Consider the following 26,561-nt stretch of genomic DNA (forward strand, 5'->3'; position numbering starts at 1 on the left):
GACGCTGGCGCTACCTCCCTCTCTCCACCGACGTGGCAGGCCAGCAAATGGGACGGCAGGTCTGGTTGCAACAAAAGCCTTTCATTTACAGCCGTTTAAATTCAGTATATCTAATCAGCGCTACACTACTTAAAATCAAAATAAACGGGAGAAAAGGCATGCGCGTGCTCGTCGTTGAGGATAACGCTTTACTGCGCCATCACCTGAAAGTCCAGCTCCAGGAATTAGGCCACCAGGTGGACGCAGCAGAAGATGCGAAGGAAGCCGATTACTATCTGGGTGAACACGTGCCGGATATCGCCATTGTCGATCTGGGCCTGCCCGATGAAGACGGTCTTTCGCTGATTCGCCGCTGGCGCAGTCATGACGTGTCGGTTCCGGTGCTGGTATTGACCGCCCGCGAAGGCTGGCAGGACAAAGTCGAGGTGCTGAGCGCCGGGGCGGACGACTACGTCACCAAGCCGTTCCATATTGAAGAAGTCGCAGCCCGGATGCAGGCGCTTTTGCGTCGTAATAGCGGCCTGGCGTCACAGGTTATTTCCATTCCGCCTTTCCAGGTCGACCTGTCACGCCGCGAGCTGTCGATTAACGAACAGCCCATCAAGCTGACCGCCTTTGAATACACCATTATGGAAACGCTGATTCGCAACCGTGGCAAAGTCGTCAGCAAAGATTCATTAATGCTCCAGCTCTACCCCGATGCTGAACTGCGCGAAAGCCACACCATCGATGTTCTGATGGGGCGGCTGCGGAAAAAAATTCAGACTCAGCACCCGCATGACGTCATTACAACCGTGCGCGGCCAGGGCTATTTATTTGAACTGCGCGAATGAAAAATCCGCTAAGGCATATTTTGCCGCTTTCATTACGCGTGCGTTTTCTGCTGGCGACGGCGGCTGTGGTGCTGGTGCTGTCGCTGGCCTACGGCATGGTTGCGCTAGTGGGCTACAGCGTCAGCTTTGATAAAACCACCTTCCGCCTGCTGCGCGGCGAAAGTAACCTGTTCTACATGCTGGCAAGGTGGGAAAATAATCGCATCGATGTGGATATCCCCGAAAGGCTGAACATGCAGAGCCCGACGGTTACGTTGATATACGATGCCAACGGCAAACTGCTGTGGATGCAGCGCGATGTCGCCTGGCTGGCAAAACGCATTCAGCCCGAATGGCTGAAAAGCAACGGCTTCCACGAAATCGAGTCCGACGTTGACAGCAGCAGCATGCTGCTGCGCGACAATCATCAGTTCCAGGAGGAGCTGGACGCCCTTCGCCAGCAGGATGATGGTTCAGAAATGACCCACTCGGTGGCGATCAATATCTATCCGGCAACCGATAAGATGCCGCAGCTGAGCATCGTGGTGATTGACACCATTCCCGTCGAGTTGAAACGTTCTTATATGGTCTGGAGCTGGTTCGTTTACGTGCTGGTTGCCAATCTGCTGCTGGTGATCCCGCTGCTTTGGGTGGCGGCCTGGTGGAGCCTGCGCCCTATCGAGTCGCTGGCAAAAGAGGTCCGTGAGCTGGAAGAGCATCACCGCGAGATGCTCAACCCGAATACCACCCGCGAACTGACCCGACTGGTCAGCAACCTTAACCGGCTACTTAAAAGCGAGCGCGAGCGTTACGACAAATATCGCACCACGCTGACCGATCTGACCCACAGTCTGAAAACCCCGCTGGCCGTGCTGCAAAGCACTTTACGTTCTTTGCGCGGCGAAAAAATCGACCTCAATGAAGCAGAGCCTATCATGCTGGAGCAGATCAGTCGCATCTCACAGCAAATCGGCTACTATCTGCATCGCGCCAGCATGCGCAGCGGTGGTACGCTGCTCAGCCGCGAACTGCATCCGATTGCGCCGCTGCTCGACAAGCTGACCTCGGCGCTGAACAAGGTTTATCAGCGTAAAGGGGTCAATATCAGTCTCGATATCTCTCCGGAGACAAGCTTCGTCGGCGAACAGAATGATTTTATGGAAGTGATGGGCAACGTGCTGGATAACGCCTGTAAATATTGTCTGGAATTTGTCGAAGTTTCCGTGCGTCAGACCAACGACAACCACCTGCATATTCTGGTGGAAGATGATGGCCCCGGCATCCCGTTAAACCAGCGGGCCGCGGTATTCGATCGCGGGCAACGCGCCGATACGCTGCGGCCGGGCCAGGGCGTGGGACTTTCCGTCGCCCGGGATATCGTTGAGCAATACGATGGTGACATCCTCACCGGTGAAAGCCTGCTCGGCGGAGCCTGCATGGAGGTGGTTTTTGGCCGCCAGTTACCCGACGATACGGAAAGCTGAACCTCCCCGCTTGCCGCGGTTGGGCAAACTCTGTGACTGCGCAGCACAATCGCCGTCAACAAAGAGGCAGTTTGAAGCATGGCGTGTATAATCCCAGACAGACACCTGCTGTGGAATAAAAAAAATGGATTATCAATTAACGCTTAACTGGCCTGACTTTATCGAACGCTACTGGCAAAAACGCCCGGTAGTCCTCAAGCGCGGCTTCGCTAATTTCGTCGACCCGATTAGCCCGGATGAACTGGCCGGGCTGGCGATGGAAAGCGAAGTCGATAGCCGCCTGGTCAGCCATCAGGACGGGAAGTGGCAGGTCAGCCATGGTCCTTTCGAAAGCTACGATCACCTGAGCGAAAACAACTGGTCACTGCTGGTGCAGGCGGTGAATAACTGGCATGAGCCGACGGCCGCGCTGATGCAACCCTTCCGCGCCCTCCCCGACTGGCGTATTGATGATCTGATGATCTCTTTCTCCGTACCCGGCGGCGGCGTAGGCCCCCATCTCGATCAATATGACGTGTTTATCATCCAGGGAACCGGCCGACGTCGTTGGCGCGTGGGCGATAAAGTCCCGATGAAGCAGCACTGTCCACATCCGGACCTGCTGCAGGTGGATCCCTTCGACGCCATCATTGATGAAGAGATGGAGCCCGGCGATATTCTCTATATTCCGCCGGGATTCCCGCATGAAGGTTACTCCCTGGAAAACTCGCTGAACTATTCGGTGGGCTATCGCGCGCCGAACGCCCGCGAGCTGTTCAGCGGTTTTGCCGACTATATTCTGCAGCGTGAACTGGGCAGCCAGCGCTATGCCGACCCGGACGTGCCTTCCCGCGATCATCCGGCGGATATTCTGCCGGATGAACTGGATCGTCTGCGCGATATGATGCTGGGGTTGATTAACCAGCCCGAGCATTTTAAGCAGTGGTTTGGCGAGTTTATTACCCAGTCCCGCCACGAGCTGGACGTGGCTCCTGCTGAGCCACCGTATCAGCCTGATGAGATTTACGACGCTCTGCAACAGGGCGATCGCCTGGTGCGGCTGGGCGGGCTGCGCGTATTGCGTATTGACGGCGAGGTGTTCGTCAACGGCGAGAAAATTAATTCGCCGCACCGCCCGGCGCTGGACGCGCTGGCAACGCATCTGTCGCTTAACGCGGCACATTTTGGCGATGCGCTGGAAGACCCGTCGTTCCTCGCGATGCTTGCCGCGCTGGTCAACTGCGGCTACTGGTTCTTCGAGGACTGAGCCCCGAGGTTGCCCGGTGACGGCTCGCGCCTTACCGGGCCTGTGGGAGCGACGGGAGCGGGATCAGGCGCTGCGTTTTGCCGTCAGCTCCGCGATGCGCACAATCACCTGCACCGCCTTCTCCATCCCTTCCAGCGTCACAAACTCATGCTTACCGTGGTAGTTGTAGCCGCCGGTAAACAGATTCGGACAGGGTAAGCCCATGAAAGAGAGTTGCGCGCCGTCGGTGCCGCCGCGAATCGGTTTCATTTGCGGTTCAATATCGCAATCCACCATCGCCTGGCGGGCAATCTCAACGACATGCGGGTGCGACATCACTTTTTCATGCATATTGTAATAGCTGTCTTCAATCACCAGCTCGATATAGCAATCCGGATGCAGCCCCTTGCCAACCTTTTTGGCAATTTCCATCATTTTGCGCTTGCGGGCCTCGAACTGCTTACGGTCAAAATCGCGAATGATATAGTGCATTTCTGCCCGATCAACGCTGCCTTTCATGCTCGCCAGATGATAAAAGCCTTCATAGCCTTCGGTCGTCTCCGGCGCCTCATCGGCAGGGACTTCGGCATGAATCCGTGCCGCCAGCGACAGCGCATTCACCATCACCCCTTTTGCGGTGCCCGGATGGACATTGTTGCCCACGATCTTAATGGTCACCGACGCGGCGTTGAAGTTTTCAAACTCCAGCTCACCCACGCCGCCACCGTCGACGGTATAGGCCCAGCGGGCGTCAAACGCGGCGACATCAAAATGCTTCGCCCCTTTCCCGACCTCTTCGTCCGGCGTGAAGGCCACGCGGATATCGCCATGGGGAATATTTTTCGCCTTCAGCGTCGCCAGTGCGGTCATTATCTCGGCGATACCGGCTTTATCATCGGCACCAAGCAGCGTTTTGCCATCGGTGGTAATCAGCGTTTGCCCCAGCAGCTGGTGCAGGACCGGGAACATCACCGGCGAGAGCACTTCGTCACCAATCCCGAGAGCGATATCACCGCCACGGTAGTTTTCAACGATTTGCGGGTTGACGTTTTTGCCGCTGAAATCCGGCGCCGTGTCGACGTGGGAAATAAAGCCAATGGGAGGAATAGTGCCGGCAACATTGGCCGGCAGGGTTCCCGTCACCGTCCCTTTCTCACTTAGCGTCACATTAACCAGTCCCATTTCTTCCAGCTGTGCTTGCAGCAGGCGTAACAGTTTCCACTGACCTTCCGTGCTTGGAACCTGACGCACGCCAGGCTTCGACTGTGTATCCAGAGAAACGTACTGTAAAAAACGCTCAAGCAATTTATCCATGTAGCCACCCTCATCTTTTGTGACAACATTATTCATAAGCGCGAATATACAAATATTGCGTCAGGTCATTTTTAGCCCGGCAAATAAGAATTTAATACCTGAACCCGCGTATTGATGTAAAGGTCGTGCATCCGGATGAGACAAGCATTGGCGTTCGTAAGCGTTTGCCGTAAAATGCCTGCCCTCGTTTATTATGCGCAACCGCAAAGGTGGTTAACCACAAACCCCGCAACGGTCAATCGTCCGCTGCGTCTACATGGGACAGAGTTAAAAATTGAATATACAACCGCGTTCGCTTTCGCCGCTGGTGCAACTGGCGGGAATTCGCAAAGGCTTTGATGGCAAAACGGTTATCTCAGATCTGAATCTGACCATCAACAACGGTGAGTTTCTCACCCTGCTTGGCCCCTCTGGCTGCGGTAAAACCACCGTTCTTCGTCTTATTGCCGGGCTTGAAAACGTCGACAGCGGGCGGATTCATCTCGAAGGTCAGGACATCACCCATGTTCCGGCGGAAAACCGCCACGTCAACACCGTCTTTCAAAGCTATGCTCTGTTTCCCCATATGAGCGTATTCGAAAACGTCGCCTTCGGTCTGCGGATGCAGAAAACGCCGGCGGCGGAAATCACCCCTCGCGTCCTCGATGCGCTGCGCATGGTCCAGCTGGAGGAGTTTGCCCAACGCAAACCACATCAGCTCTCCGGCGGTCAGCAGCAGCGGGTGGCTATCGCCAGGGCGGTGGTCAATAAACCGCGCCTGCTGCTGCTCGATGAATCCCTGTCGGCGCTGGATTATAAGCTGCGCAAGCAGATGCAAAACGAGCTGAAGGCACTGCAGCGTAAGCTTGGCATCACCTTCGTCTTCGTCACCCACGATCAGGAAGAGGCCCTGACCATGTCCGACCGCATCGTGGTTATGCGCGACGGGAAAATCGAGCAGGACGGCACGCCGCGTGAAATCTACGAAGAGCCGAAAAACCTGTTCGTCGCCAGTTTTATCGGCGAGATCAACCTCTTTAATGCGACGGTCATTGAACGCCTTGACGAGCAGCGCGTCCGCGCCAGTGTTGAAGGCCGCGAATGCAATATCTACGTCAATTTCCCCGTCGAGCGGGGCCAGCGGCTAAACGTTCTGCTGCGCCCGGAAGATCTGCGCGTCGATGAAGTCCACCCCGGCAGCGACGCCGACGGACTGATCGGCTACATCCGCGAGCGCAACTACAAAGGCATGACGCTGGAGTCGGTCGTCGAACTGGAAAATGGCAAAATGGTCATGGTCAGTGAATTCTTTAACGAAGACGATCCGGACTTTGACCACCCGCTTGACCAGAAAATGGCCATTAACTGGGTAGAAAGCTGGGAGGTTGTGCTGGCTGATGAAGAATACCAGTAAATTGCAGAATGTGGTGATCGCCACTATCGTCGGTTGGCTTGTGCTGTTTGTGTTCCTGCCCAACCTGATGATCATCGGTACCAGCTTTTTGACCCGCGACGACGCCAGCTTCGTCAAGCTGGTCTTCACGCTGGATAACTACGCGCGCCTGCTGGATCCGCTCTATTACGACGTGCTGCTGCACTCGCTCAATATGGCGCTGCTGGCGACCCTCGCCTGCCTGGCGCTCGGCTACCCTTTCGCCTGGTTTCTGGCCAGGCTGCCGGAAAAAGTGCGCCCGCTGCTACTCTTTCTGCTGATCGTGCCGTTCTGGACCAACTCATTGATCCGTATCTACGGGCTGAAGATCTTCCTTAGCACCAAAGGGTATCTCAATGAGTTTCTGCTGTGGCTGGGGATGATTGATACGCCGCTGCGCATCATGTACACCCCCTCTGCGGTCATCATCGGACTGGTCTATATTCTGCTGCCGTTTATGGTGATGCCGCTTTACTCCAGTATTGAGAAGCTGGATCGTCCTCTGCTGGAAGCGGCAAGGGATCTGGGCGCCAGCAAGCTGCAAACCTTTATCCGCATCATTATTCCACTGACGATGCCGGGTATTATTGCCGGCTGTCTGCTGGTGATGCTCCCGGCGATGGGACTGTTCTACGTCTCGGATCTGATGGGCGGCGCCAAAAACCTGCTGATCGGTAACGTTATCAAGAGTCAGTTCCTGAATATCCGTGACTGGCCGTTTGGTGCCGCAACCAGCATTACTCTGACGCTGGTCATGGGCCTGATGCTGTTGATTTACTGGCGCGCGGCGCGTCTGTTGAACAAGAAGGCGCACGATTTTAGCGATTAATTTAATACTATCATGGCATTAGGTATGATTTTTAGCTGGTTTTACCTTATGGGCTACTCATGTGTAACTTTAAGCAAATTCAAAGGGTTGTAGGTTAGTTTTGGAGAAGGGGCCTCCAGCATAACTGCACCTATTTAAGCCATGAGTAGGCCCCATTCTTTAATCGCCGCATATGGATACTGGGCGACCTATTAAACTGGCGCATCATCACGCATCAGATCGATGATGGTGTGTTACAGCACCATCCCCATATTGCGAAGCATCCACAAACGGTTCTCTGACTCGTCTGGCGTCTTGTCAACGAAGTATGTTTGATAGCGCTCTATCCATGCATTAGCTTCACGCCCCGAGAAGTGAATGCCCTTCTCCTGCAACTTACACACAAAATCTCTTGTATGCAGATAACGATACCCCTTCGGATTAACTGCGATCGATTCACGGAACGCCTGGGTGATATCTGACTGACGGAGCATGATCTGCCCTCCTTAAAATGCTGGTTATGCATACAGTAATTTCATTCGAGAGGCAGATCAAAGAGGTTGCAGCTATCAATCCTCGCCACTGATGTAACGTAATGATTATGCCGGGATGCCGCGGCTACCCGTAAACCTCTCCACCCTCGATCGCCATCCCTGGCAAATGAACTATTACTCACCGCCTCTCGCCAGGAACCCACGGAACAATCAAATCATCTGTCAGATAAACAACTCTGATATGGTTTGTCGTGGAAATTCCAGCCCCCGCAATGGCAGTTGATGCAGCGGCGAGGGGGGTATCGGTGTCCTCAATGGACAACAGCACTCCCGCTGACTTATCCTGGGATATTGCATACGCATCACAGCCGACGCTCTGATTTTTTGCGTTGTATATATACCACACACAACCTCCTACAAAGTTATCATGCCTGTTTGCTTTGTCAGTGTAACCTGACTGCCTTCAACAAAATTATATAGCCACAGTCGGACAATCAGCCCTTCGGCGGGTTTGCCGTCCGCAGGACGACTATATGATGCCAGGTCGAACCCACCATTAGCTGATCCACCCGCGTAGGCAATTATGTTTGTATTTTTCCCTACGTTAAGATTAACAAGTTGCTCTGCACCAACCGGGGCGTCTAGCACGAAACTCCCGTCGCTAACCTGTCCCGGTATGGCAGAGTGCGTATACCCAGACCACACGGCAAATGAAACAGGCACATCCGACCGGGTGCAGTTCAACAGACACATCATATATTGATAATTAACGACGATAGCTTGCATGGGGATATAAATAAAAACGCTTTTATCAGATACAACCGACCCGACTTTGCCGGTGATAGTTACGTCATTATCGCTAAACGCTATGTCGAAATCCTGCGAACCGGAAAAATAGTATTGCCATTTAGCTATCCGCTGCCTGTTTAAAAACGATGAGTTAACAAAATAATCTTTAAGCGTCACTGGCGTGATGTTAGACACGCGCACTGGTTTTCCTGTGTCTGCGACAAATTGATAATTTTTTGTAAACTCTCCTGACGCAGAAGCATCTACAATTGTTACGGTATCAACACAAATCTGTTCCGGGTAATCAGGGTTATATTTAATAAAATCGTCATTAACGACGCCACCACCATCCTCACGGGAGGGTACAGCGTACGTTAGTTTTATATTTTTAAGTCCCAAATGCGCAACATTTGAACCTTTAGACAAATCAAAAAAATTTTTTGTATGGAAAGGGTTGAACTCCATAAATGGGCCATCGATATTAATTTGCATATTGCAATTATCTGACCATACACAAGGTTTCTCGATTTTAAAATAGTCCAGATTGCCGCCCATCCAGTTAACTTTCCCGCCCCACCCGGCTGGCGTTATAAATTTCCCGTTATTTAATGCAACACAACCCCAAAATTCAAAAGATTCGCCATTGTCTTCACCATTTATTAGCTCACCAGTTCCTCCATTACCTATAAATTTAGCCCCCCACCATTGCAGTCCCCAGGCGAAATCACCATTAATGTACGTCTCTCCGAATCCGCCAATACAAACGTTGCGGATTTTTCCTAGTGCGCCGTACAGGGTTGATGTCAGTCCGTGATGTCCGATGGCGCAGACATTAGGCCACTCTGTTTTATTCCATAAAGACCCCTGATTGGGGCGTCCTCCGTCAATATATCCCATCGCCAACGTCCCGTTTACTATAACATCCCAGTCGTTATAGGCCGGAATGAACAGGTCATCGGATGGTTTCTTGGACTCATAATAAAACGCCATACGCTTATCAGCTCGTAGGGGGTGTTGCGTATAATCACCAGATTGCAGAAAAACACCTAACCCTCTGTTTAAATCTATATAGCAGCACACCGCGTCTATTTTTAACGTACGACTGGCAAACCATTTCTGCGGGAATACAACTTTGTAGCGCTGTGCAAATAGCCCTCGCGTATCTTCTGCGGGAACTCTGGCCCAAAAAGAGGCAGCGTCCAGTGCGGCCTGCAGCTTTTGTGTAGAGTCTTCAACATAGTCATTTGAGGTGCCAAACCACTCGGCTCTGATAACGCCTGGATTACGGATTAGGTCAGCATTTATCCACACGGATTGTCCGTCAGATGCAGCAATACGCGTACCGCCATCATCAGGAAAATCTAATAATTTCATCCATGACATAGATATAAATGTCATGGATTCAGACCGACTTCCTCGGCGAACAAATATCTGTTGCCCTGAATAGCCTGGTGCCTGTGTACGCAACTCAGCATAGTTCGCACACTGCCCGATAAATTTAAAGCCGTCTCCCGATGCCAGATTATTGAATACAGATTCAGGGTCTATTTTAGATAGATCAGGCCAGTAATACTGGAGGGAACCATAAGCATCAAGCACAGCCATACTGTAATTTTGCTTAACAATAAGCTTAACAATTTGACCATTGTAAACCGGGAAACCACCTGCATTAATGATGATCGGCTGGGAAATCTGTACTTCGTCCCCGTTTTCGTTAACGACATACACAGGTATGCGATTTACAGGGTTAACCGGGTCAGTGTCGGGGTTGCCTATATATATCCGGCCATTCGATAACGACTTTAACGATCGTGGCGAGGTAAACTGTGTTGAAGGCATGGAAACCATGTAATTGGTATCAGTCATTTTACGTGCTCCGGGCGCAAATAACCCCCACAAGGCGTGGCTTGCGGCAGTAATTGATAACGTACCGAAATGGTACGATTGTTGATTTATCCAGTAGGTTTTACGATGCCTATCCACCCACCGGTGAGGCATCAAGGATGTACAGCAAATACGATGAGGCGCAGTTCCACTTGAGACTTACGCATGAGCTTCACGCTAAGATTAAGCAACGCGCGAAGATGAACAACAGATCTATCAATGCGGAGATTGTAGCGACGATGGAAGAATCGTTATCTCGCCCTTCCCCAGTGTCCGGCTATAGTGACGACGCAGAACGCGAAGCTGATATCCTCGCGCAGGAAGTGAAAAAGCTCGTTTTTGAGCTGGCATCCGAGCACTACAGGAAAAAGTAATTTGCTCCCCCTTGCGCTACCCTCATGGGAGAGTGAGAGGCAAAGGAGGCCCACCTGGTGGGCCTTGTGATATCAGTTCATTCCCGGCAAATACATCTGCACTTCATTGGCAACGCGTTCACGAGCAGAATGTAACAGCTGCTTTCTGCCGCCAGCGCCCCACCGGGCCATCTGACTGGCACACTGGCTAATCGCCTTAGTTTCGGTATTGATAATGTGGTCGATTTTATTCAGGCGGGACATTGCGCCGATCCCCATACGGACTACGGTTCGAAATACCTCATACACTTCAATTTCGAACTCTGGTTTAATCCATGCAGCGTAGCGAATGGCGAGCAGTTCAACTCCCCACACACCAGGCTCATCACCACCTTTAACGACCTTAAGTGGTTGAATTTGTTCCAAAGCACTTTTTTGGGCTTTGGCCTGCAATGCTCTGATGAATCTTTTAATCTGAGCGCTGCGGAGAAATTTACTGGGCCTCTGGGACTCTGTTGCCTCCCCGTTGGTCACGGCGGCTGCATGGAGATCATTGAGACTGTAGCGACCTTCGTCGTCAACACGAACGGAAACGCCGCTTACTGACACGGTAGGATATTGCATGAGGTTTACCTATAGAAAGTGAGCCTGTCACACAGAGATAGCCGCCCCAGAGTACAACTAACTCTCAGGCTCGCTTTCTGTAGGCTCTAGGATTATACAATGCGCGTGTGATGCGCGGGAGTTTTACTGCATGTATAAAAAAGCCCGGACTATGCCGGGCTGGTTAACGTCTCGCTCACTCCGTGGTAGAGTGAGGGGAAACTAAGGGGGTTGGCATGAAGAAACTTATATTTTCATTCATTACTGTACTATCAATATCCTCGGCTTCGGCTTCTGGCGTTAGTGAAAACAGAATCTTATCACTATCAAAATGCTTAGGTTACTCAGCGTCTTTTGATAAAGAAACCCTAAATAAGAATCATAAAGCCCTATCAAAAATATTTAAATCTTATTTGAGTGCAGCGCACGAATACCAAAAAACGGATGAATGGTTAGCTAACCAAAAAGATTTTTTGTTCAATACATTAGATGAAAAAGAGCCAAGCCCAGATTTTTATGCTGGGTATTTCCTTTCTACCATCATGCTATCCGCGCAAGATTCGATACGAAAATCTGCAGAGGCGCAGTTTGTTCAAAACAAAGGGGTTGGAGACTTGTCATCTTTATGGAATGAAGAAGCGCTTAAAAGGTTTACGGATTCCAATTGCGAGCTTATAAACTAGCCATCCATGGCTTGATGTTAATATTCTTCCTGAGTTTGCATCAGCCAGCGTACTATGCCCAAGCGGGCTATTGTCCGCCGATCCTCTTCAGGTAACGAGTCGAAAAAGTCGCGCCACTGCGGTGATTTTCGCACCCTGCTGTCCATAACGTGCTCTGGCGCACTGGCCGGAAGCGATTTAACCGCCCGCTGAAACTCAGGGGATGAAATCAGCTTATCAGCGGCGTCAGAGGATCCTGCACCACCCGCCAGCCTCGCTTTTTCGGCTATTTTCTGTCCTATCTCAGCGCCCGCTATGGACCCCAGAGGCCCGCCGTAAGAGCCAATCATCGTACCTATCTTCTGCGCATGGCGAGCAGCCATTTCGTGTGTAGCCGTAACGCAATTAAACCGGTCAGTAAACTCAAGCAGCTTTCCTGTGGTCAGCTCATGAGACTTCGCATTTTTAATAGCTCTCGCGACCTTATAGACATCATTCAGGCCGGCCATTGTCTCTCTTGGCAAATGCTGAGCCAGAGTCCTGATTTGCCCACTAGCCTGCATATTCTGCCACCAGTCAGCATATCCGGCAGGGTTGAAGTCTGCCCCTCTCTTTCCAGATGAGAGCATGTCACGTAACGCTGTGCCGATGAGTTCTGTTCTCAGGCTGCGGGAGGGGGCATTTTCCATCAACTCACGAAACCCTTTAGCGTTGCCTTTCGACATTGCCTGTAGGGCACTCGTGGCTTTGTAGGTCACGTCACCATTGAGCGTTTTACCTCGAAGATTTACCATCTGGCTTTCCATCGTCTTGCGCATCTGGACAAGTCGCTGAGCCACCTCAAAATCACGCAGGGAATCAGTACCTGCCAGGGCCGCTTTCTGGTCCTCTGCCAGGGAACCATAGAGCCGAGACAACGCAGTCCGGTCTGCATCCTTGTACGGTCCGCTTCTCTTCTGCAAAGCATCGCCAACAAGGCGCCGTTGTTTGTTCAGGTTTGCATACGTCAGAACACCATCCGGACCGGGGTTTACAGCTTTGAAAACCACCTTCTCTATCGGATCGAGGTTTTCCCAGCCACCGAGGTTATCAGCTTCTCTTTCCAGAGCCGAGGCTGTACCAGGAGCTTCTATCCTGGTTCCCGGTGCCATCGCTTTGTCTACGCGGCTATAAAGCTGATCGCTCCTGCGCTGCAAGGCCGCCATTCGGCCATTAATCTGGTTAACATAGTTCTCGCTCATCCCCAGAGCATCTGGCGCACCAGCGATATCATCAATGATTTTACCGGCTCCGGAAGCCAATTCGCTGATAGCCTTATCCTCCTGTACTCGCAGGACAGAACCGGCACGGGACTTTATAGCCTGCTCCACAGCCTGATACTGCGCATTTCCGGATAAGTGAGACGGAAGTACAGATTCGACACCCAGTCGATTGGCGGACTCAACTACGTCCTGCTGAGGATTGACGTTAAGACCATCGAGAGATGATGCGAGGTCTGGATTTCTTTGTGCCGCCAGTTTTCTGACTGCATCACCAGTCTGGCTATCCGCAATCTGAGAACCCGTAACTTCAGGCACAGTGGTTGTACCAGCAACGTCTTGTGAGAGCGAAGCAACCGAGCGCTCTGCGGCACTTTCAGTCACTGCCGCATTGCCGCCACCTCTGACTGCCTGAACTAATCCGCGTGCACCGCGATAAAGCTCAGGAGCGCCCATCAGTGCCGCGTTGAGAAGCATCTCCTTTGATGCGTTCTCTGCAAAATCGCCGGGCTGATTCCCGGCATTTGCAATAGAACCTATCATTGCACTACGGACCGGGCCAACTCCAGGAATCAGGTAGTTACCAATAGCCTCGCCAGCCTGTGCATAGGGATCGGTAGGTTGAGATATCGGCCTCGCCACATCCTGCATAGGTGTGAATTCCCCACCATTTACGCCTAGAACGCCATTAGCCCACGCAGCCGCTTTACCTACGGTATTGACCAGGTCCACCGCGCCCTGAGGTAGATTAAACGGGATGTTTGCGATACCACGCACCGCCTGCTCAGGTGCTGCTGCCATCTCAGGAGATATATACTCCGGCGAGTATTGAATATCAGACCTGGCAACATCATTAGGCTGCTGACTACTATCACTCTTTGCAGAAAGAAATTGCTGCCGTTTCTGCGCCCAGGAACTTGCGGTAGGTTGGCCTGAAGCTGCGGCGCTAAATTGCTGCCGTTTTGCGGCCCACGATTCGGTATCGCCGATAGCGTTAATTGCAGCTTTGGCATCCGAGAGATCCAGGGGGCGTAAGTTATCACTATTTCGTTTGGCTGCCTGCGCGTACTGTACCGCTTCACTACTACCGGGGATGATTCCGGCATCGGCAAACTTCTGCACATAGTCAGCAGTCTCACCAGGGAGTGTGGATTTCCCGTTACGCACGGAATTAACCCGACCATTACCTGCGTTGTAGCCAGCCAGAGCCATGCCAATGTCACCGAAACGGGAAAATCCTTTGTTCAGATGGTTAGCCGCGATGTCCATTTGCTTCTCGAAAGATAAAGACGCAGGATCTACGCCTTTCAATCCTGCATCTTCCATCGCGGAAGGCATTAACTGAGCGTAGCCACGCGCGCCCTTAGGTGAGGTCGCATTCCCGTCGCCTGTTGACTCTACACTAACCAAGGTCCCCATCGTCCCGGTGGGAAATCCGTATTTTGTATCGAGATCGTTAGCATAGGCTTTCTGGCTATCTGTAAGCTTTGCCATTAATTAGCGCCTTTCAGTTGAGCCTGATAGTAGCTCTCAGGTAAGTACCCGTGAGCACGGATATACTCCTCGACGAGAGACGGATCCGACAGCAGCATCTGCGTATCAGTCGCTTCATCCTGTGACCTCGTGACGGGGATCCCGAGTCCGCGAATTTGGCGCTTTTGCATCTGTACGATGGTGTCTTGGGCCTTATTCAGCTCTTTAAGGAAGTCTTCGTTACTGGTGGCTTTCTTAAGGTTGTTGCTGGACTGCATCAACGAAGCGCGCTCACCTTCGGTGGGGTTACCCCCAAAAGTCCCCTTCAGGGCAGGCAAAATAACCTTGAGATTGTATTCGTCGGTTTTTGATGCCAGTGTTCGGGTATCATCTGCTACGTTCGGAGCCCATCCCACAAGGCCCCCTTGATTTCTGGAAACAGCAGTAGGATGTTGATTGACCAAAGCACCAAGTTCAGTGCCCACCGCCGCAGCTCTACCAAAGTCAGCTACGTTTCCCGCCACAGAATTGATCTTTTCATCGCGAGCCCTTGTGAGAGTATCGATTTTCTGCTGTAAATTAGCTCTGGCGGTATCATTCTGAGCCTTACCAAGCAACGCGCGAAGTCTTAATTCCTCAGCAGCTAACTGATTCCCTGTCTGAGCTTTGTACCGGTCTATTGCGAGACTTTCATCACCCTGCCGGGCATTTTGCTGAGCAGAGAAGGCAGATGTATTAGCGTTCTGCTGGGCAATATCGTGACCCGCCGCTTTGTCCTGATATTCGAGCATCTTATCTGGACCAACAGCGCCAAGCGTCATTACATTTGTCAGGTGTGACAACTGTTCAGGGCTTGATATTCCCGTTTTAAGCATCCAGTTAGGGTCTGCCCCTACACGTTTCAGTCGATCGCTGTTTGCGTTAACAAACTGGCTGTACGCTTCAGGCCCTTGAGCAAGGGCGGTATTTGTCTGCATCGCCAGACTGCCAAGTTCGGCACGCTGCTGCTCATTCAGACCAGAAACCGCCTGCTGAGCTTGCGCGACAAACGCCGGATTCTGCTGGGCGAACTTAATGAGTCCTGAATTATCGCCAGTCGCCCAGGCGTTAGCGTGGACCTGGTTAAACTGCTGTGTGGCTTTTGCCAGATCTGTCTGTCGCATGGTATCAACAAGTCCGCCGATCCCCTGCAATGCCTGCAAGCCAACGTTATTAGCGCCAGAACGCTGAATGTCGTTATTTTGACGGACAAGGTCCAGCGCCAGTACATTATCGCCAGCCCGGGGGGCGTTATCATTCTGCCGGCCGATACCCGCAAGAAAACCTGCGCCATTACTTTCCTGCCACGTTGCCATGATTGCCCCTTAAAACAGTGAACCAAGCAGACCAATACCAGCACCAATACCAGCGCCCCAAGGTGTTGAAGTACCCAATGCGCCAGCAATCCCATACCCAAGAGCGCCGCCACCAAGGGCACCGCTAATTCCCTGCTGTATTGCTGATGGTCGGTTGGCATTAGCAGCAGCCAGCGCAGCATTCTGCTGTGATATCTGACTCATATTATTGGCATAATTCTGCCCGGCGCTGGCTTGCCCCTGAAGTGCGCCGAGGCCGATATTTGCCAGATTATTTGCATTCTGCATCTGGCCAGAAAGCCAGTTCTGCCCGAGCGTCGGTGCGATCGTCGCCAGTCCGTTACTGGTTGCCGTCGAACCCAGCCCCCCGGTTGCTTCGGCGGAGGCGAGCTGTTGATAACGAGCCTGATTTGCCAGGTCTTTGAACTGGCCGGAGTTGTAGTAATCGCCCAAGGCCTGCTGCTGTCCGCCGAGCGTGGATATGTTTTGCAGTTGGCCGATGTATTGCTGGGCCAGCGGAGTGAATGGCGCCAGGTTTCCCATGATGCGTTCGAACTGCTGGTTTTGCAGGTCAGCAGAGTATCTTGTTGCCTCTGCGGCTGCCTTGGAACCATTGTCCTTACTTCCACCCTTGCCACCGCCCCCCTCAGGAAATAGAGGTTCTTCACCGCGCAGTTTCCTGCCCAGCGCAAAAATATTGGTCATGATTAACTCCTGCTTTTTTGTAGGAAGGCTTCTAAATCTTCGCGAGTGGCATAGTAGAAGGCGACATCATCGATGCCTTTGAAGTATTTACGGATAGTTCCGACCCGATGAAGGCCAATCATCGTGCAATAAATCTGGCCGTGCCTGAATTTACGGGCAGCATACGAGGTGATGCATTGAACAGCAGTGGAAGATAAAATGTACCGCCAGAACGCCAGGCCAATGTCTTTGCTGAATCCCCTCACCTCTGGCAGGTACATCGCATGGCAGTCGAAAGTCATCGGCTGTATCTCGTGGTAATAAACAATCCCACCAAACTGACCATGCACACTAACTTCGAAATACCGACATTCTGGGCGATAGTCATAACCATCGCCATTGTTGCTACCGGCGATGATGTCGGGGTGGTTTCCGACCATTTCTATGAGGTCGATATTTCTCGTTGGCGTGAAAGTAATCATGCTATCAACCCATGGGTTCTTGCCATGTCCTCCATTGCCTTCAAACGACGACGAGTCTCTACCAGCCCATCAACCAGAGCCTGTATTTCTTCCTGTGTTGGCGGGTACCCTGTGGAGAATGACTTATCAGCGTCGAATGCCCCTTTGTTCGCCGTTCCTGTCGCAGCAGTCCAGCCTGTCTGGCGAGCGCCAAGGACCTGCAGCCCCGCCACTTTGTACGAAACGCTGGCATTAACACTGCCACCAACCTGCAACTTGTCAGTCGTAGGTGCTGGCACATTTCCAACAAAAAACGAACCGCCCGTAGCCTGCACTGACTGGCTCGTTGAAACCGCCTTCGAAATCGAGTTGGTTTTGAGAGTGTCAATGTCGCTTTTGGCGGTATTCAGCCGGGTATCTAACGCCGAAATATCATTCTTGTTTTGCGTGATTCGCTCTTCATGATTGATTAGCGTTTCTTCCGCTGTGGATATGCGCTGCTCGTGATTTTCCAGCTTAGTTTCGGCAGCAGTAATGCGTTGCTCATGATTAGCCAGCGTAGTTTCAGCGGCCTTAATACGTTGCTCGTGGTTAACGAGTGTTGCTTCTGCAGCCTCTATCCTTGATTCATGATTAGCCAGCACCAGGTCTTGCTCGTCATTTTTTACCTGGGCATCCCACGCCCCCTGGCCTGCATCGTTGGCCTTACTGGCAACATTGCCCAGGTCTGTACCCTGCTGAATGACATAAAGAAGATACGGCTGGGAGAATATATTTCGAGGAAGGAGCGTTGCATCAATACGCGTGGCCTGGATAACTACAGGGTTCCGGAGACTGTTATCAGCCATCATTCAATCCTTACCGAGCAGTCACTCAGCGTCACAGGAGAGCGCGTTATTACCCGCACTTTGAAGCCGATGTTTTTACGCACCCGACCAATACGGCGCCACAGCACGCGCTTGTCGTATACAAAAGGCGCATTAGCGCCGATCATCTTCTCGCGGCCATAGTTTGAGCCGTCCGCTGTCGCAGAGATAAACAGACGTTCCGCGTACTGCGAAACGCCCGTTACTGCTTCCAGCTCGAAATCGAATACCCGCGCGTTATTGGCTTTGAACATCGGTGTAAATAACAGGTGCTCGGTCTGCTCGTCGTACTGCGATGAGGAGTCGAATCGTAGGGACCCTATTACCGGTTCGGCCTTGTCACCGACAGTGATCTGGTTACCCTCAAACATGTAATCGATCGCCCGATGCACGTCATTGAACAGCCCCGTTTTGAGAATGCACCACTGCGGGCCGTTCTGCCCGGCTGCGGCGTCGTAACACAGTACGTGCCGCGGGAGATGAACGAGGAGCAGTTCGTGACTGTCGAACCTCACCGTTTCAAGCACACCGGTAGCCAGTTCAGCTGCGGTGTATTCACGGAGCACTTTCTCAACAGTAGACGTGGCGATCGTCGTAGCCTGCCCGCTATTGATAAGGTAAATTGATGGCGCACCGGTGGCCCCGTGGCTAATAAATGCAAAACTACCAGCAAATTCAGTTTTGCAGTAAGTGCCGGCGATCCCCTTCTGTACCATCAGCGACGGCTGAGATACATAAATTGCTGAAGTGCTATCCGTTGCGCCGGTGAGGGAGAAATACTCTATGGTGCTGCTGCCGAACATCACTACAAAATCACGCCATACCCCGCAGCCAATAATGCCGTCAGGCTGCGATTCCGCACTGTAAAACGGTCGAAAACGGTCTGGATGTGATTCGTCCTCCAGGTCTGTAACTCCGAAGGTCTGAGTTCCGTCTTTAACCCACACATAGCGCCCGCGTGCCCGGCAGATGTCGCGTACGCTGCCGATATCGTACTGGGCATAGGTAACATCACCGACATGCTCAGGCCAGTTCTGTAGCGTTTTGTTCGTTCCGTCATAACGATACAGTGTCATGACGCCGCTGGCTGCAACTGCCTGGCTCGTAGCGCTATGAGCCAGGCTGACACGACCATCCCCCGGCACTCCCCCTCGATCGCTTTCCACCTTATACAAATGACCGCCAGCTACGCGATAAACCAGATTCTGTACGGTGTTGAACTCAGCCCCACGCGATACTCCTGCGACATCTGCTTTTTTGGCTAAGCCGGGAAAGGAGCGAAAATATCCGGCAGCGTCCAGTACCTCTTTCGGCGTGGCCAGCATATTCACTGGCAGCAAATCGACATAATCCGCATTGCGGAAATCTTTACCCACTCCCTTCATCAGCGGGAGTTTCTGAATCGGCATCTGGCTTTTCTCCAGGAAAGAAGTGCCAGCCATTCAGGTTGGCAAGACTATTTCCGCTGCCGACAGGCATCCTGTTAGGGTATGGAGCACGTTTAGCGCGCTTCAGAGCGGAGTTTTTATACAAAAGTTCCTTGCCATATCTGGCAGAGGAGATGATTTTTGCTGTAGCCTCGAGGGCATAATCAGGCGCGATACGGCAGGCAAGATTGTAAAAAACAGCGCTTACCGCAGAAGGTTGAAGCCCATGCGCGTCACCCTCCGCTGGCGGGTTATCTGGATCTGAGAACACATATCCGGTAATAATCCCCTTTCCGTCCTGATACCACTCAGCCATCATCGATTCAAGGTCGTCGACCGCATCTTGCATGGATTGCGGCTCAACATCAGTCAGGGTGGCATCAGAAGCTATCCCCAATTTTCGCAGAGCCGCCCTCACCAGATCGCCCTTAGTTGCTATCAGCATCACTCACCGCCTTAGGCTTTGGCCCCGGCTTCTTGCGTTGAACAGGCTCAGGCTCAGGCTCAGGCTCAGGCTCAGGCTCAGGCTCAGGCTCAGGCTCAGGCTCAGGCTCAGGCTCAGGCTCAGGCTCAGGCTCAGGCTCAGGCTCAGGCTCAGGCTCAGGCTCAGGCTCAGGCTCAGGCTCAGGCTCAGGCTCAGGCTCAGGCTCAGGCTCAGGCTCAGCAGATGATTTCAGTAACTCATCAGGATGCGCAAACCATCCGGCATCGAGATATTCCTGTAATTCTTCATCACTGACGATAACCCAGTCGTAACCAACACCTTTCCACTCTGCGTTGTCGCCGTGACGGAATACCATGTTTGACATGTTCTGCTCCAAATAATAAAGGGGCCGAAGCCCCATTTGTTATTACGACTGCCCAGGGAGACCTACGCCGATCGCTTCCGGTCGGGTGGCGTTCACGCCATACCAGACGGCGATACGCGCCAGACCGGTGAGCGTCGAGATATTGCCCTGTGTCGCAAAGATGCCATTCAGACCCACTTCAGGAATACTGAAAGAGGTGGTCTTCATGCCAGAAAACAACTCGTGCGTAGCCGGGATTGGCTGAGACACGATACGGATAGAATCATCAGCCCAGAACACGTTAGCCTTTGCTGTGGCTTTGTTCAGGATATTGACCGGCATTGTGTTAGTCAGCGAGATGTTGACGTTGGCGTAAGCCTTTTGGTCTGGCGTCAGACTCCCGTCATTCAGCGCGATAGGCTTAGGCGTAATCACCACCTGCGTACCGTTAACAACTCGTACAACGGAGAATGTCGCATCCTGAGTAAGGACGTTTTTCGCCATTTGCGAGAGATATTTCACGCCGGTAAAGCTGATTTTGTCACCACGTTTCAGGCCGGTAGTTGCTGACAGGGTGACTGTAGCGAAACGGTTATCAACGTTGCGGCGGTTTCCATCATTATCCAGATCCCATGCAACGGGCTTAAATGCCTGGGCTCCGGAAACCGTCAGACCAGTAGCGGTTGATGCAGCCAGCGTCGGGATTTTCGGAGAGCGCATGACGTCATCAAATCCAGCAACCTGACGCTGAATATTACCGTTTCGGTATGCCTCTTCCGGAATTTCACCGTAAAAACCACGACCCTGCAGGTTGTACCCGGCACGGCGATAGTCATCAGCGTTGAAGAACCACGACAGACCTTTATCACGATTTAACTCGCGGGCAAAAATCAGTGATTCAGCCTGAGACATAAAGTCCCATCCCTTTGCAGGGTCAGTATTAATCTGTGCCGGATCGGTAACCACCAGGGAGCCCATCTCAACCGCCGTATTAGCGATTTTCACTTCCAGGTTATTCGCCAGCTTCTGAGCGGCCGCAGCGATGCGGCGGCGATATGACGTTTCATCACGCACATCATCAGCGCGAAGCTGGAAGAAATCGTTATCAGGTACACCGAGGTTAACGGCAACGTTCAGTTCGGTAATGCCAGTAGCGTTACCGGTTAAATCCCAGCCTTCTTGTGTCGGGGCTTCCTGTTCCAGCGGCATCCATATGGTGTTGCTGGAACGCTGCATCTCAGCAGCAGGCGGGGTGTATTTGCTGGTCTTTTTAGCCATCGGCGTCATGTTGGTGACGGTTTCGATAACTTCATCGATAGCCAGCGTAACGAGTTGACCTTCGTTCAAAGCCATTATTTGATTCCTTTAAGTTTTGCCTTTAATGCGCGATAGGTCGCTACGTCCCCCTTGCTTGATGCTGCATCCATCTGCTTGCGAATGGCATCGGCGTTAGCCGCTGTCACATCTCCGGCAACAGACTGGTCAGCAGGAGGAGCGGAGGAAACCTGAGTCCCGCGAGGCTTGAGAGTTAAACGTTCAGATAGTCGGGCAAGTTCAATCAGCGCAAGCTGTCCGTCCATCGCCAGTAACTGGCGGGCTTTCTCTGGGTTTGCGCCCAGGTGGTACATAATTGCGGCGGATTTCTCCGGAAAGAGGCGCATGATGTCGGTGGCGACCGGTGCCGGAACGACCTGCATGAACGCGTCTTCTTTCTCCTGATAATCAGGGATGTTGAGTTTTTCCGCCGCATCATAGTGTTTGCGGGCTGCTTCGACGTACTGCGCTGACTGCTGGGTATACTCCTGAACTTTTCGCCCCTGATCTGCCACTGCATTGCTGCGTGCATCCATGGCCTTCATCTGCCACTCGGCGTTAGCCTGCTGAAAGGCTGCGAGTGCCTGATTCTGGTCAAAGTTGTATTTTGCTAACGCCTCATCAGAGAAGAAGTCGTTTGCGTTTGGCTGAGTGGGTAGTTCAGGAGTAACCCGTAAATTCTCCGGCAATTCACCGCGTTGTACGGCTGCCGCATGTTGCTCAAGCTCACGTTGACGCTTGCGCTCAATACGGCGCTGTGCATATTGTGCGTTGGTTGCCGGGTCTTGTTTCGGCTTGCTCTCATCGTCTTTCAGGACAACATCAAAGCCAGTATCCTGCTGGATATTGCTGCCCTGAACCGTAGTCTCGGACGTCGCTGCGGTGTCAACGTGCAGGGGTTGGCCTTCAGAGCCCTGAATTTCGGTGGTATCGGTCATAATTTAATCTCTCGCTATTGAGGAATCTCGGCTTCTCCGCCGGAGGGTTGATTTACTTGCCGCAGAAGATTGGTTAAATCCATGCGGTGGGAGTGGATTTGTCCTTGCCCTTTCAGGACAAGCTCAGCATCGGCACGGGCGCTGTCACCCTGCTTTGTCTGGAAGTCGCCAAGCAGTTTCAGTGCGGCGATCACATCATTTTTCTTGGTGCTGTCGGCAGATGCCAGAATCTCGACCACGCGTGCGGCTGACACCTGCGCCTCAGTCTGCGCTTTAAACGCTTCGACCTGGATTTTCGCCTGCTCATTCTGCGCTCTTTGCAGATCCGCCTGTCCCTGCAGTAGCACGCCTTGAGCCTGGACCATTGCCGGGTCTTGTTGGCCTTGGCTGGCCTGTTGAGCCTCTACAATCCATTGCTGCTCCTCTGGCGTTTCTGGTCGTTTTGCCCCCATCAGTATTAATTGCTTGTTGGCATAGTCACGCATCAGCTCAACGCCTTTACCATCCAGTAGCGTGAAGTACTGGAGCAGTAGTAACTGATATTCAGGCGTTCCCTGTGGCGTCTTGCCAAGCAATTCCAAAATCTCTGCGCGGTTCTGCTGCTTCATGCTCTGGAATGATGGGCCGACATCGGTATAGCACTCATAGCGACCACGAATGTCATTCATGACAACATGCTGACCGGTACTCAGGTCAACCATTTCAGCCAGCAACTGAACATCTTTCTCGCTGCCATCTTCAAGCGTGATGGTTACTTTGCGGGGGACGTCATAGATATCGTTGACGATGGACTGATAAATCTCACCATCGCGCCGCATGGCTGTAGCCAGGTTATCCTGAAATACGTAGGTTTCGAGGTCCGATCGCATATTTAACTGATTGACGGTCTCGAAAGCGACCTGGCCGCCATTTACTGCCTCTGCATCAACACCAAGAGTCGCAACCTCTTTTACTGCATTGGTTGCAGCCTCCAGCATGTAGGCGTTAGCCTGAGGCACTTCCGGGTTTTCAATATAGGCAATCGGCTGCGGTGGTAAATCACCGTTATTCTCATCGGTACGATTCAACAGGTAGTACGGGTAATCATCGTTACCGTCATACATGTGCTCATAGCCAGCGATCTGCTCAGCCCAGAAGATTGGCTTCTTCTTCGGGGTGCGGGCCACAATGTCGGCGTTGAATGACATAATCATGTTTCGCAGACGCTGACCGTCTTTTGTCAGGCGAACGACGCCCTCATAAACCTCTTTGCTCTCGACAAATCCCCATTCACCGAAGCACGGTACAATCGGGATATGCTCGCCGGCGATCATCTGCTTGTCTTTGTAGATATCAGTGCAGGAAAGCAGCGTTTTGTACACGCGCTTGCGCTTAATCTGACGCTCGGCAATCTTCACCATGCCACGTTCTGCAAGCTCGTCGATGACATCCTTAATATCACGCTTGAAGTAGCTGACCGGCTCCCCCGTCATCGGGTCCTGATAGATAAACGCAGTCTCTTTCTTCTCCACCACTTCATAAAATTCAGCGATGTGAATCGTGTCCTGCGTCAGCCAGGGGAATACCCAGTCATTCGGACTTTGGAAGCTCGGCTGATTGCTCGCGTCGATATCGTTTTCTTCTGCGAAATTCTTCCAGCCGTCACGGCTCATCGAGTGGATGACAGTGCAGTGCTTCGCATCGCTCTTGTCCATCTGCTTGCTGTTGCTGTCCCATATGACGCATGAGCAGGCAGAGTGTATCGGCTCTCTGCGAATAACCTGATTGTTACTTGTAGGGTCCTGATCTTCATAGTCTGTGACGATACGCCATGCACCAACGCCAGCCTCAACCTGCTCACGTACAGCGACGTTGACAGCTATCTTTGCCGAGTTATGCCGCATGTCGGTGCGGTACATCCCCATAAGGGTATCTGCGGCATCAGGGCTGGCTCCGTCCTTAGGACGATACAGGACGTCAACAGGGTTCTGGCGCATCTCTGCAACGAGCTTACGCACTACAGGTCGCACAACATCGAACTGGCCGCGATACTGCAAGGTTGTGTACTGCGTTAGCCAGTCATCCCATTGGCTCACCCGACTAAAGAATAAGTCGTTCTTAGCCTCGGTTCTGGCTTCGTCTCCGGCTGTCCAGTCTGCGTCAAAGCGACACAGAATGCTCTCCAGTCTGTTTTCGTTATCAGCCATTATCTTCCTCTGGAAACTGGTCTAATCGGAGCGGGGATTACCTTTTCTTTAACGACACCAATATCACCATAGCGTTTTGCAAAGCGGCGCATCATATAAGCGTATCTCGTAGCATCCATGAGATCATCGCGTGTCTTGACGATGCGCCCTCGATCATCACGATGATAAAAATTAAACTCTTCGAACCAGTCACGCAGACCTGCAAAAACCTTAAACCTTCCGGAGTTCATCAGATCATGCAACTCAAATAGTCCAGGCTCTACCGAACGGGAGCCATCAGGCCACTGAGCGCAGTCAGGTAGCATTAAAAACCCAGCATCTTTATAATATTCACGCTGCTGTAGACCGCTTCCCTTCTCTGTCTGCAATCCATCCTGAGGCCATGCCGTTGGCACCTTGTTAGCCCATGACTTAGTGGCACCCCAAGCCTCGGCGGGAGATGTCTTGCTCGCTTTCCACGCTTTGGTTACGTAGAAGGTTTCATTCTCTAAATCGATGGCCAACTGAACGCGACTCTGCGGATGGTCCCAGCCGAAGTCCATACCATCGATAACCATGTAATGCTTCGGTATCGGGAATGGCTCACAGGTGATCGTGTCTTCGCTGAAATCGAATATGCGACCGTGTCCAAGCATTGGAATACCTTTTGTGCGCATGTCGCGCTGATGCGGTGGATATGATTCGAGAAGTGATTTCTTCGTTTCTTCTGTCAGGTGCGGCGCGTCATCCCACCCAACATTCATGCAAAATTGAGATTCGGCAGGTGTATCGAGTAGCTGAATAACCAACTCAGTGCGTCCGTTCTCCGGCGTAAACGTCAGAATTCCACGACCGCCACGGCCCTGGTCACCTGTAGCGGTACGCGTTAGCACCTGCGGGTAAATGGTCTGGTCCTCTGGCTCTTCGTCAATGTGGAACCAGTCGATATCATCACCCATCAATGCATGCTGGCCCTGCGTATATGACCAGAACTGAATTTTGCTAAGGTCTCCACTACTGTGCCTGATATAGGCGGAACGAACTGCATTTGGCGTCCCCGTCATGGGTTCGGTTGATACAATGCGATCCGGTGGAATAAGGCCGCCAGAAAACTGTCCGTTTACCTTTTTACCGATAATGGCAGCCTGGAGGAGATCTCTGCATTTCTCGCCGGAATAACCCAGGCACCACATTAATGGGGCATGGCCGAACCGGTGACCCTCCCACCCCTCAGGATATTCACCCAGTAAATGGATGGCATCGATATATGTGGCGGTATCTGTTTTCCCAACCCGGTTTGCGGCTATCAGTGCGCACTGGCGGTATTCGGCTGTTGCTGATATGAATTTTCTCTGCCAGGCATAGCGTGTATCGTAATAACTCCTGTACCGATAAACCTTTGCCCTTCGCTTTTTCTCCTCCAGAAGCTTTATCAGCTCAACTTTCTCCTCCCGGCTGAGATTGTGCATCTGTTAGCTCCTGCAGGCGCCGATCTAACTCTTCATCGGTCAGGTCGGTAATCGTGATTTTTTGGTCATGCTGCACTCTTTCTCCATAGCGTTTAGGTGCAAGCTTTGACACATACCATTTTCGGGCATCAACCCGAAGCCTTGATCGTGCCACTCGCTCATGATTGGTCTGCTCCTTACCGTCGTCATCTACGATGATGTCTCCCGCGCTGTCATCGGCTATTTCGATTATTTCTTCGGCTAACAATTCCGCCTGAATCTCGCGCGCCCGCGCGTACTGTTGCATAAAGTCTTCATGCCTCTGCAACCAATACATTACAGACCTGATAGATGGCATGCCGGGACGCTTACAAATTGAACGCAAACTTTCACCAAGCATAAGAAGATTGCAGATATCCTCTGCCACCTCTGGCATATAGTCTGTAGGGCGCCCAGACCTGTTTCTGGTCCTTGTGCACTCTTTTCCTGGAGGTTGAATCTCACCGGTTTTATTTGAAGGCGGAGATTGCGCATTATCTTTGAG

23 protein-coding genes and 2 pseudogenes are annotated in these 26,561 nt (G+C 52.2%); 7 read left to right on the forward strand and 18 right to left on the reverse strand.

Annotated elements, in window-relative coordinates; translation table 11 throughout:
• Positions 1-158 precede the first annotated feature (158 nt).
• The 3 genes from phoP to Electrica_RS15315 all read left to right on the forward strand — a co-directional run bounded on the left by phoP (position 159) and on the right by Electrica_RS15315 (position 3,542).
• Positions 159-833 carry a two-component system response regulator PhoP gene (phoP, locus tag Electrica_RS15305; protein ID WP_032688316.1) on the forward strand — a complete coding sequence of 225 codons (675 nt, stop codon included), beginning with the start codon at positions 159-161 and terminating at the stop codon, positions 831-833.
• Positions 830-2,296, forward strand: a complete 1,467-nt coding sequence (phoQ, locus tag Electrica_RS15310; protein WP_100684897.1) for a two-component system sensor histidine kinase PhoQ — start codon at positions 830-832, stop codon at positions 2,294-2,296. The genes phoP and phoQ overlap by 4 nt, the downstream gene beginning before the upstream one ends.
• A gap of 124 nt (positions 2,297-2,420) precedes the next feature.
• Positions 2,421-3,542, forward strand: a complete 1,122-nt coding sequence (locus Electrica_RS15315) for a ribosomal protein uL16 3-hydroxylase (RefSeq protein ID WP_141964883.1) — start codon at positions 2,421-2,423, stop codon at positions 3,540-3,542.
• 63 nt (positions 3,543-3,605) lie between these two features.
• Here Electrica_RS15315 and pepT read toward each other — a convergent pair whose 3' ends face one another.
• Complete coding sequence (gene pepT, locus Electrica_RS15320) at positions 3,606-4,835, reverse strand: peptidase T (protein WP_131050553.1); 1,230 nt, start codon at positions 4,833-4,835, stop codon at positions 3,606-3,608.
• Positions 4,836-5,109: 274 nt separating this feature from the next.
• Here pepT and potA point away from each other — a divergent pair, with 274 nt between their 5' ends.
• Positions 5,110-6,228, forward strand: a complete 1,119-nt coding sequence (potA, locus tag Electrica_RS15325) for a spermidine/putrescine ABC transporter ATP-binding protein PotA (protein ID WP_131050554.1) — start codon at positions 5,110-5,112, stop codon at positions 6,226-6,228.
• A complete protein-coding gene (gene potB, locus Electrica_RS15330) occupies positions 6,212-7,075 on the forward strand; it encodes a spermidine/putrescine ABC transporter permease PotB (protein WP_141964884.1) in 864 nt (287 codons plus the stop codon). The genes potA and potB overlap by 17 nt, the downstream gene beginning before the upstream one ends.
• A 233-nt stretch (positions 7,076-7,308) precedes the next feature.
• Here potB and Electrica_RS15335 read toward each other — a convergent pair whose 3' ends face one another.
• Together Electrica_RS15335 and Electrica_RS15340 are read right to left on the reverse strand one after the other, a co-directional pair.
• On the reverse strand, positions 7,309-7,548 hold the full coding sequence (locus Electrica_RS15335) for a hypothetical protein (RefSeq protein ID WP_141964885.1): 240 nt from the start codon (positions 7,546-7,548) through the stop codon (positions 7,309-7,311).
• A gap of 414 nt (positions 7,549-7,962) precedes the next feature.
• The gene (locus Electrica_RS15340) at positions 7,963-10,203 is read right to left on the reverse strand and encodes a phage tailspike protein (RefSeq protein WP_141964886.1); all 2,241 of its coding nucleotides are present in this window, start codon (positions 10,201-10,203) and stop codon (positions 7,963-7,965) included.
• Positions 10,204-10,340: 137 nt separating this feature from the next.
• Here Electrica_RS15340 and Electrica_RS15345 point away from each other — a divergent pair, with 137 nt between their 5' ends.
• Complete coding sequence (locus tag Electrica_RS15345) at positions 10,341-10,595, forward strand: Arc family DNA-binding protein (protein WP_141964887.1); 255 nt, start codon at positions 10,341-10,343, stop codon at positions 10,593-10,595.
• A gap of 72 nt (positions 10,596-10,667) precedes the next feature.
• Here the strand turns inward: Electrica_RS15345 and Electrica_RS15350 are convergent, their stop codons facing one another.
• Positions 10,668-11,198, reverse strand: a complete 531-nt coding sequence (locus tag Electrica_RS15350) for a KilA-N domain-containing protein (RefSeq protein WP_141964888.1) — start codon at positions 11,196-11,198, stop codon at positions 10,668-10,670.
• 215 nt (positions 11,199-11,413) lie between these two features.
• Here Electrica_RS15350 and Electrica_RS15355 point away from each other — a divergent pair, with 215 nt between their 5' ends.
• Positions 11,414-11,860, forward strand: a complete 447-nt coding sequence (locus Electrica_RS15355; RefSeq protein WP_141964889.1) for a hypothetical protein — start codon at positions 11,414-11,416, stop codon at positions 11,858-11,860.
• A 17-nt stretch (positions 11,861-11,877) separates the two neighbouring features.
• Here Electrica_RS15355 and Electrica_RS29335 read toward each other — a convergent pair whose 3' ends face one another.
• The 14 genes and pseudogenes from Electrica_RS29335 to Electrica_RS29350 all read right to left on the reverse strand — a co-directional run bounded on the left by Electrica_RS29335 (position 11,878) and on the right by Electrica_RS29350 (position 26,453).
• Complete coding sequence (locus Electrica_RS29335) at positions 11,878-13,641, reverse strand: hypothetical protein (RefSeq protein WP_407081263.1); 1,764 nt, start codon at positions 13,639-13,641, stop codon at positions 11,878-11,880.
• Positions 13,642-14,310: 669 nt separating this feature from the next.
• Positions 14,311-14,592 (reverse strand): annotated as a pseudogene (locus Electrica_RS29340) (lytic transglycosylase domain-containing protein); the annotation flags it as partial.
• Complete coding sequence (locus Electrica_RS15365; RefSeq protein WP_141964891.1) at positions 14,592-15,926, reverse strand: phage DNA ejection protein; 1,335 nt, start codon at positions 15,924-15,926, stop codon at positions 14,592-14,594. The gene Electrica_RS15365 and the pseudogene Electrica_RS29340, both read right to left, overlap by 1 nt.
• Before the next feature lie 9 nt (positions 15,927-15,935).
• Positions 15,936-16,631: a DNA transfer protein gene (locus tag Electrica_RS15370; RefSeq protein ID WP_141964892.1), complete on the reverse strand. Its 696-nt coding sequence runs from the start codon at positions 16,629-16,631 to the stop codon at positions 15,936-15,938.
• A 2-nt stretch (positions 16,632-16,633) separates the two neighbouring features.
• Complete coding sequence (locus Electrica_RS15375) at positions 16,634-17,092, reverse strand: DUF2824 family protein (RefSeq protein WP_141964893.1); 459 nt, start codon at positions 17,090-17,092, stop codon at positions 16,634-16,636.
• Positions 17,089-17,919 (reverse strand): coiled-coil domain-containing protein, encoded by an 831-nt coding sequence (locus Electrica_RS15380; RefSeq protein ID WP_208764249.1) that lies wholly within the window; start codon positions 17,917-17,919, stop codon positions 17,089-17,091. The genes Electrica_RS15375 and Electrica_RS15380 overlap by 4 nt, the downstream gene beginning before the upstream one ends.
• Positions 17,919-19,346: a packaged DNA stabilization protein gene (locus Electrica_RS15385; RefSeq protein ID WP_141964895.1), complete on the reverse strand. Its 1,428-nt coding sequence runs from the start codon at positions 19,344-19,346 to the stop codon at positions 17,919-17,921. Before Electrica_RS15385 ends, Electrica_RS15380 begins: the two co-directional genes overlap by 1 nt.
• Positions 19,306-19,809, reverse strand: a complete 504-nt coding sequence (locus tag Electrica_RS15390; protein ID WP_141964896.1) for a packaged DNA stabilization gp4 family protein — start codon at positions 19,807-19,809, stop codon at positions 19,306-19,308. Before Electrica_RS15390 ends, Electrica_RS15385 begins: the two co-directional genes overlap by 41 nt.
• 129 nt (positions 19,810-19,938) lie before the next feature.
• Positions 19,939-20,173, reverse strand: a pseudogene (locus tag Electrica_RS29345) (hypothetical protein); the annotation flags it as partial.
• Positions 20,174-20,215: 42 nt separating this feature from the next.
• Positions 20,216-21,505 carry a P22 phage major capsid protein family protein gene (locus Electrica_RS15400; RefSeq protein ID WP_141964897.1) on the reverse strand — a complete coding sequence of 430 codons (1,290 nt, stop codon included), beginning with the start codon at positions 21,503-21,505 and terminating at the stop codon, positions 20,216-20,218.
• The gene (locus tag Electrica_RS15405) at positions 21,505-22,404 is read right to left on the reverse strand and encodes a scaffolding protein (RefSeq protein ID WP_141964898.1); all 900 of its coding nucleotides are present in this window, start codon (positions 22,402-22,404) and stop codon (positions 21,505-21,507) included. The genes Electrica_RS15400 and Electrica_RS15405 overlap by 1 nt, the downstream gene beginning before the upstream one ends.
• A gap of 14 nt (positions 22,405-22,418) precedes the next feature.
• On the reverse strand, positions 22,419-24,590 hold the full coding sequence (locus Electrica_RS15410; protein WP_141964899.1) for a portal protein: 2,172 nt from the start codon (positions 24,588-24,590) through the stop codon (positions 22,419-22,421).
• Positions 24,590-26,038, reverse strand: coding sequence for a phage terminase large subunit family protein (locus Electrica_RS15415; RefSeq protein ID WP_141964900.1), 1,449 nt, complete (start codon positions 26,036-26,038; stop codon positions 24,590-24,592). Before Electrica_RS15415 ends, Electrica_RS15410 begins: the two co-directional genes overlap by 1 nt.
• Entirely contained in the window at positions 26,007-26,453 is a 447-nt protein-coding gene (locus Electrica_RS29350) for a terminase small subunit-like protein (protein WP_142255914.1), read from the reverse strand. The genes Electrica_RS15415 and Electrica_RS29350 overlap by 32 nt, the downstream gene beginning before the upstream one ends.
• Positions 26,454-26,561 lie beyond the last annotated feature (108 nt).

The organism is Klebsiella electrica, from assembly GCF_006711645.1.
GTDB classification, from domain to species: Bacteria; Pseudomonadota; Gammaproteobacteria; order Enterobacterales; family Enterobacteriaceae; genus Klebsiella; species Klebsiella electrica.

Bases quoted from the DNA above. Each gene is read 5' to 3' on its own strand.
- Electrica_RS15355 (WP_141964889.1), top strand. From the start codon at position 11,414: ATGAAGAAACTTATATTTTCATTCATTACTGTACTATCAATATCCTCG.
- Electrica_RS15380 (WP_208764249.1), bottom strand. From the start codon at position 17,919: ATGGCTGATAACAGTCTCCGGAACCCTGTAGTTATCCAGGCCACGCGT.
- Electrica_RS15375 (WP_141964893.1), bottom strand. From the start codon at position 17,092: ATGATTACTTTCACGCCAACGAGAAATATCGACCTCATAGAAATGGTC.
- Electrica_RS15400 (WP_141964897.1), bottom strand. From the start codon at position 21,505: ATGGCTTTGAACGAAGGTCAACTCGTTACGCTGGCTATCGATGAAGTT.
- phoQ (WP_100684897.1), top strand. From the start codon at position 830: ATGAAAAATCCGCTAAGGCATATTTTGCCGCTTTCATTACGCGTGCGT.
- Electrica_RS15385 (WP_141964895.1), bottom strand. From the start codon at position 19,346: ATGCCGATTCAGAAACTCCCGCTGATGAAGGGAGTGGGTAAAGATTTC.
- Electrica_RS29350 (WP_142255914.1), bottom strand. From the start codon at position 26,453: ATGCCAGAGGTGGCAGAGGATATCTGCAATCTTCTTATGCTTGGTGAA.
- Electrica_RS15350 (WP_141964888.1), bottom strand. From the start codon at position 11,198: ATGCAATATCCTACCGTGTCAGTAAGCGGCGTTTCCGTTCGTGTTGAC.
- Electrica_RS29335 (WP_407081263.1), bottom strand. From the start codon at position 13,641: ATGATAGGTTCTATTGCAAATGCCGGGAATCAGCCCGGCGATTTTGCA.
- phoP (WP_032688316.1), top strand. From the start codon at position 159: ATGCGCGTGCTCGTCGTTGAGGATAACGCTTTACTGCGCCATCACCTG.
- potB (WP_141964884.1), top strand. From the start codon at position 6,212: ATGAAGAATACCAGTAAATTGCAGAATGTGGTGATCGCCACTATCGTC.
- Electrica_RS15410 (WP_141964899.1), bottom strand. From the start codon at position 24,590: ATGGCTGATAACGAAAACAGACTGGAGAGCATTCTGTGTCGCTTTGAC.
- Electrica_RS15345 (WP_141964887.1), top strand. From the start codon at position 10,341: ATGTACAGCAAATACGATGAGGCGCAGTTCCACTTGAGACTTACGCAT.
- Electrica_RS15340 (WP_141964886.1), bottom strand. From the start codon at position 10,203: ATGACTGATACCAATTACATGGTTTCCATGCCTTCAACACAGTTTACC.
- Electrica_RS15415 (WP_141964900.1), bottom strand. From the start codon at position 26,038: ATGCACAATCTCAGCCGGGAGGAGAAAGTTGAGCTGATAAAGCTTCTG.
- pepT (WP_131050553.1), bottom strand. From the start codon at position 4,835: ATGGATAAATTGCTTGAGCGTTTTTTACAGTACGTTTCTCTGGATACA.
- Electrica_RS15370 (WP_141964892.1), bottom strand. From the start codon at position 16,631: ATGACCAATATTTTTGCGCTGGGCAGGAAACTGCGCGGTGAAGAACCT.
- Electrica_RS15390 (WP_141964896.1), bottom strand. From the start codon at position 19,809: ATGCTGATAGCAACTAAGGGCGATCTGGTGAGGGCGGCTCTGCGAAAA.
- Electrica_RS15335 (WP_141964885.1), bottom strand. From the start codon at position 7,548: ATGCTCCGTCAGTCAGATATCACCCAGGCGTTCCGTGAATCGATCGCA.
- Electrica_RS15365 (WP_141964891.1), bottom strand. From the start codon at position 15,926: ATGGCAACGTGGCAGGAAAGTAATGGCGCAGGTTTTCTTGCGGGTATC.
- Electrica_RS15315 (WP_141964883.1), top strand. From the start codon at position 2,421: ATGGATTATCAATTAACGCTTAACTGGCCTGACTTTATCGAACGCTAC.
- Electrica_RS15405 (WP_141964898.1), bottom strand. From the start codon at position 22,404: ATGACCGATACCACCGAAATTCAGGGCTCTGAAGGCCAACCCCTGCAC.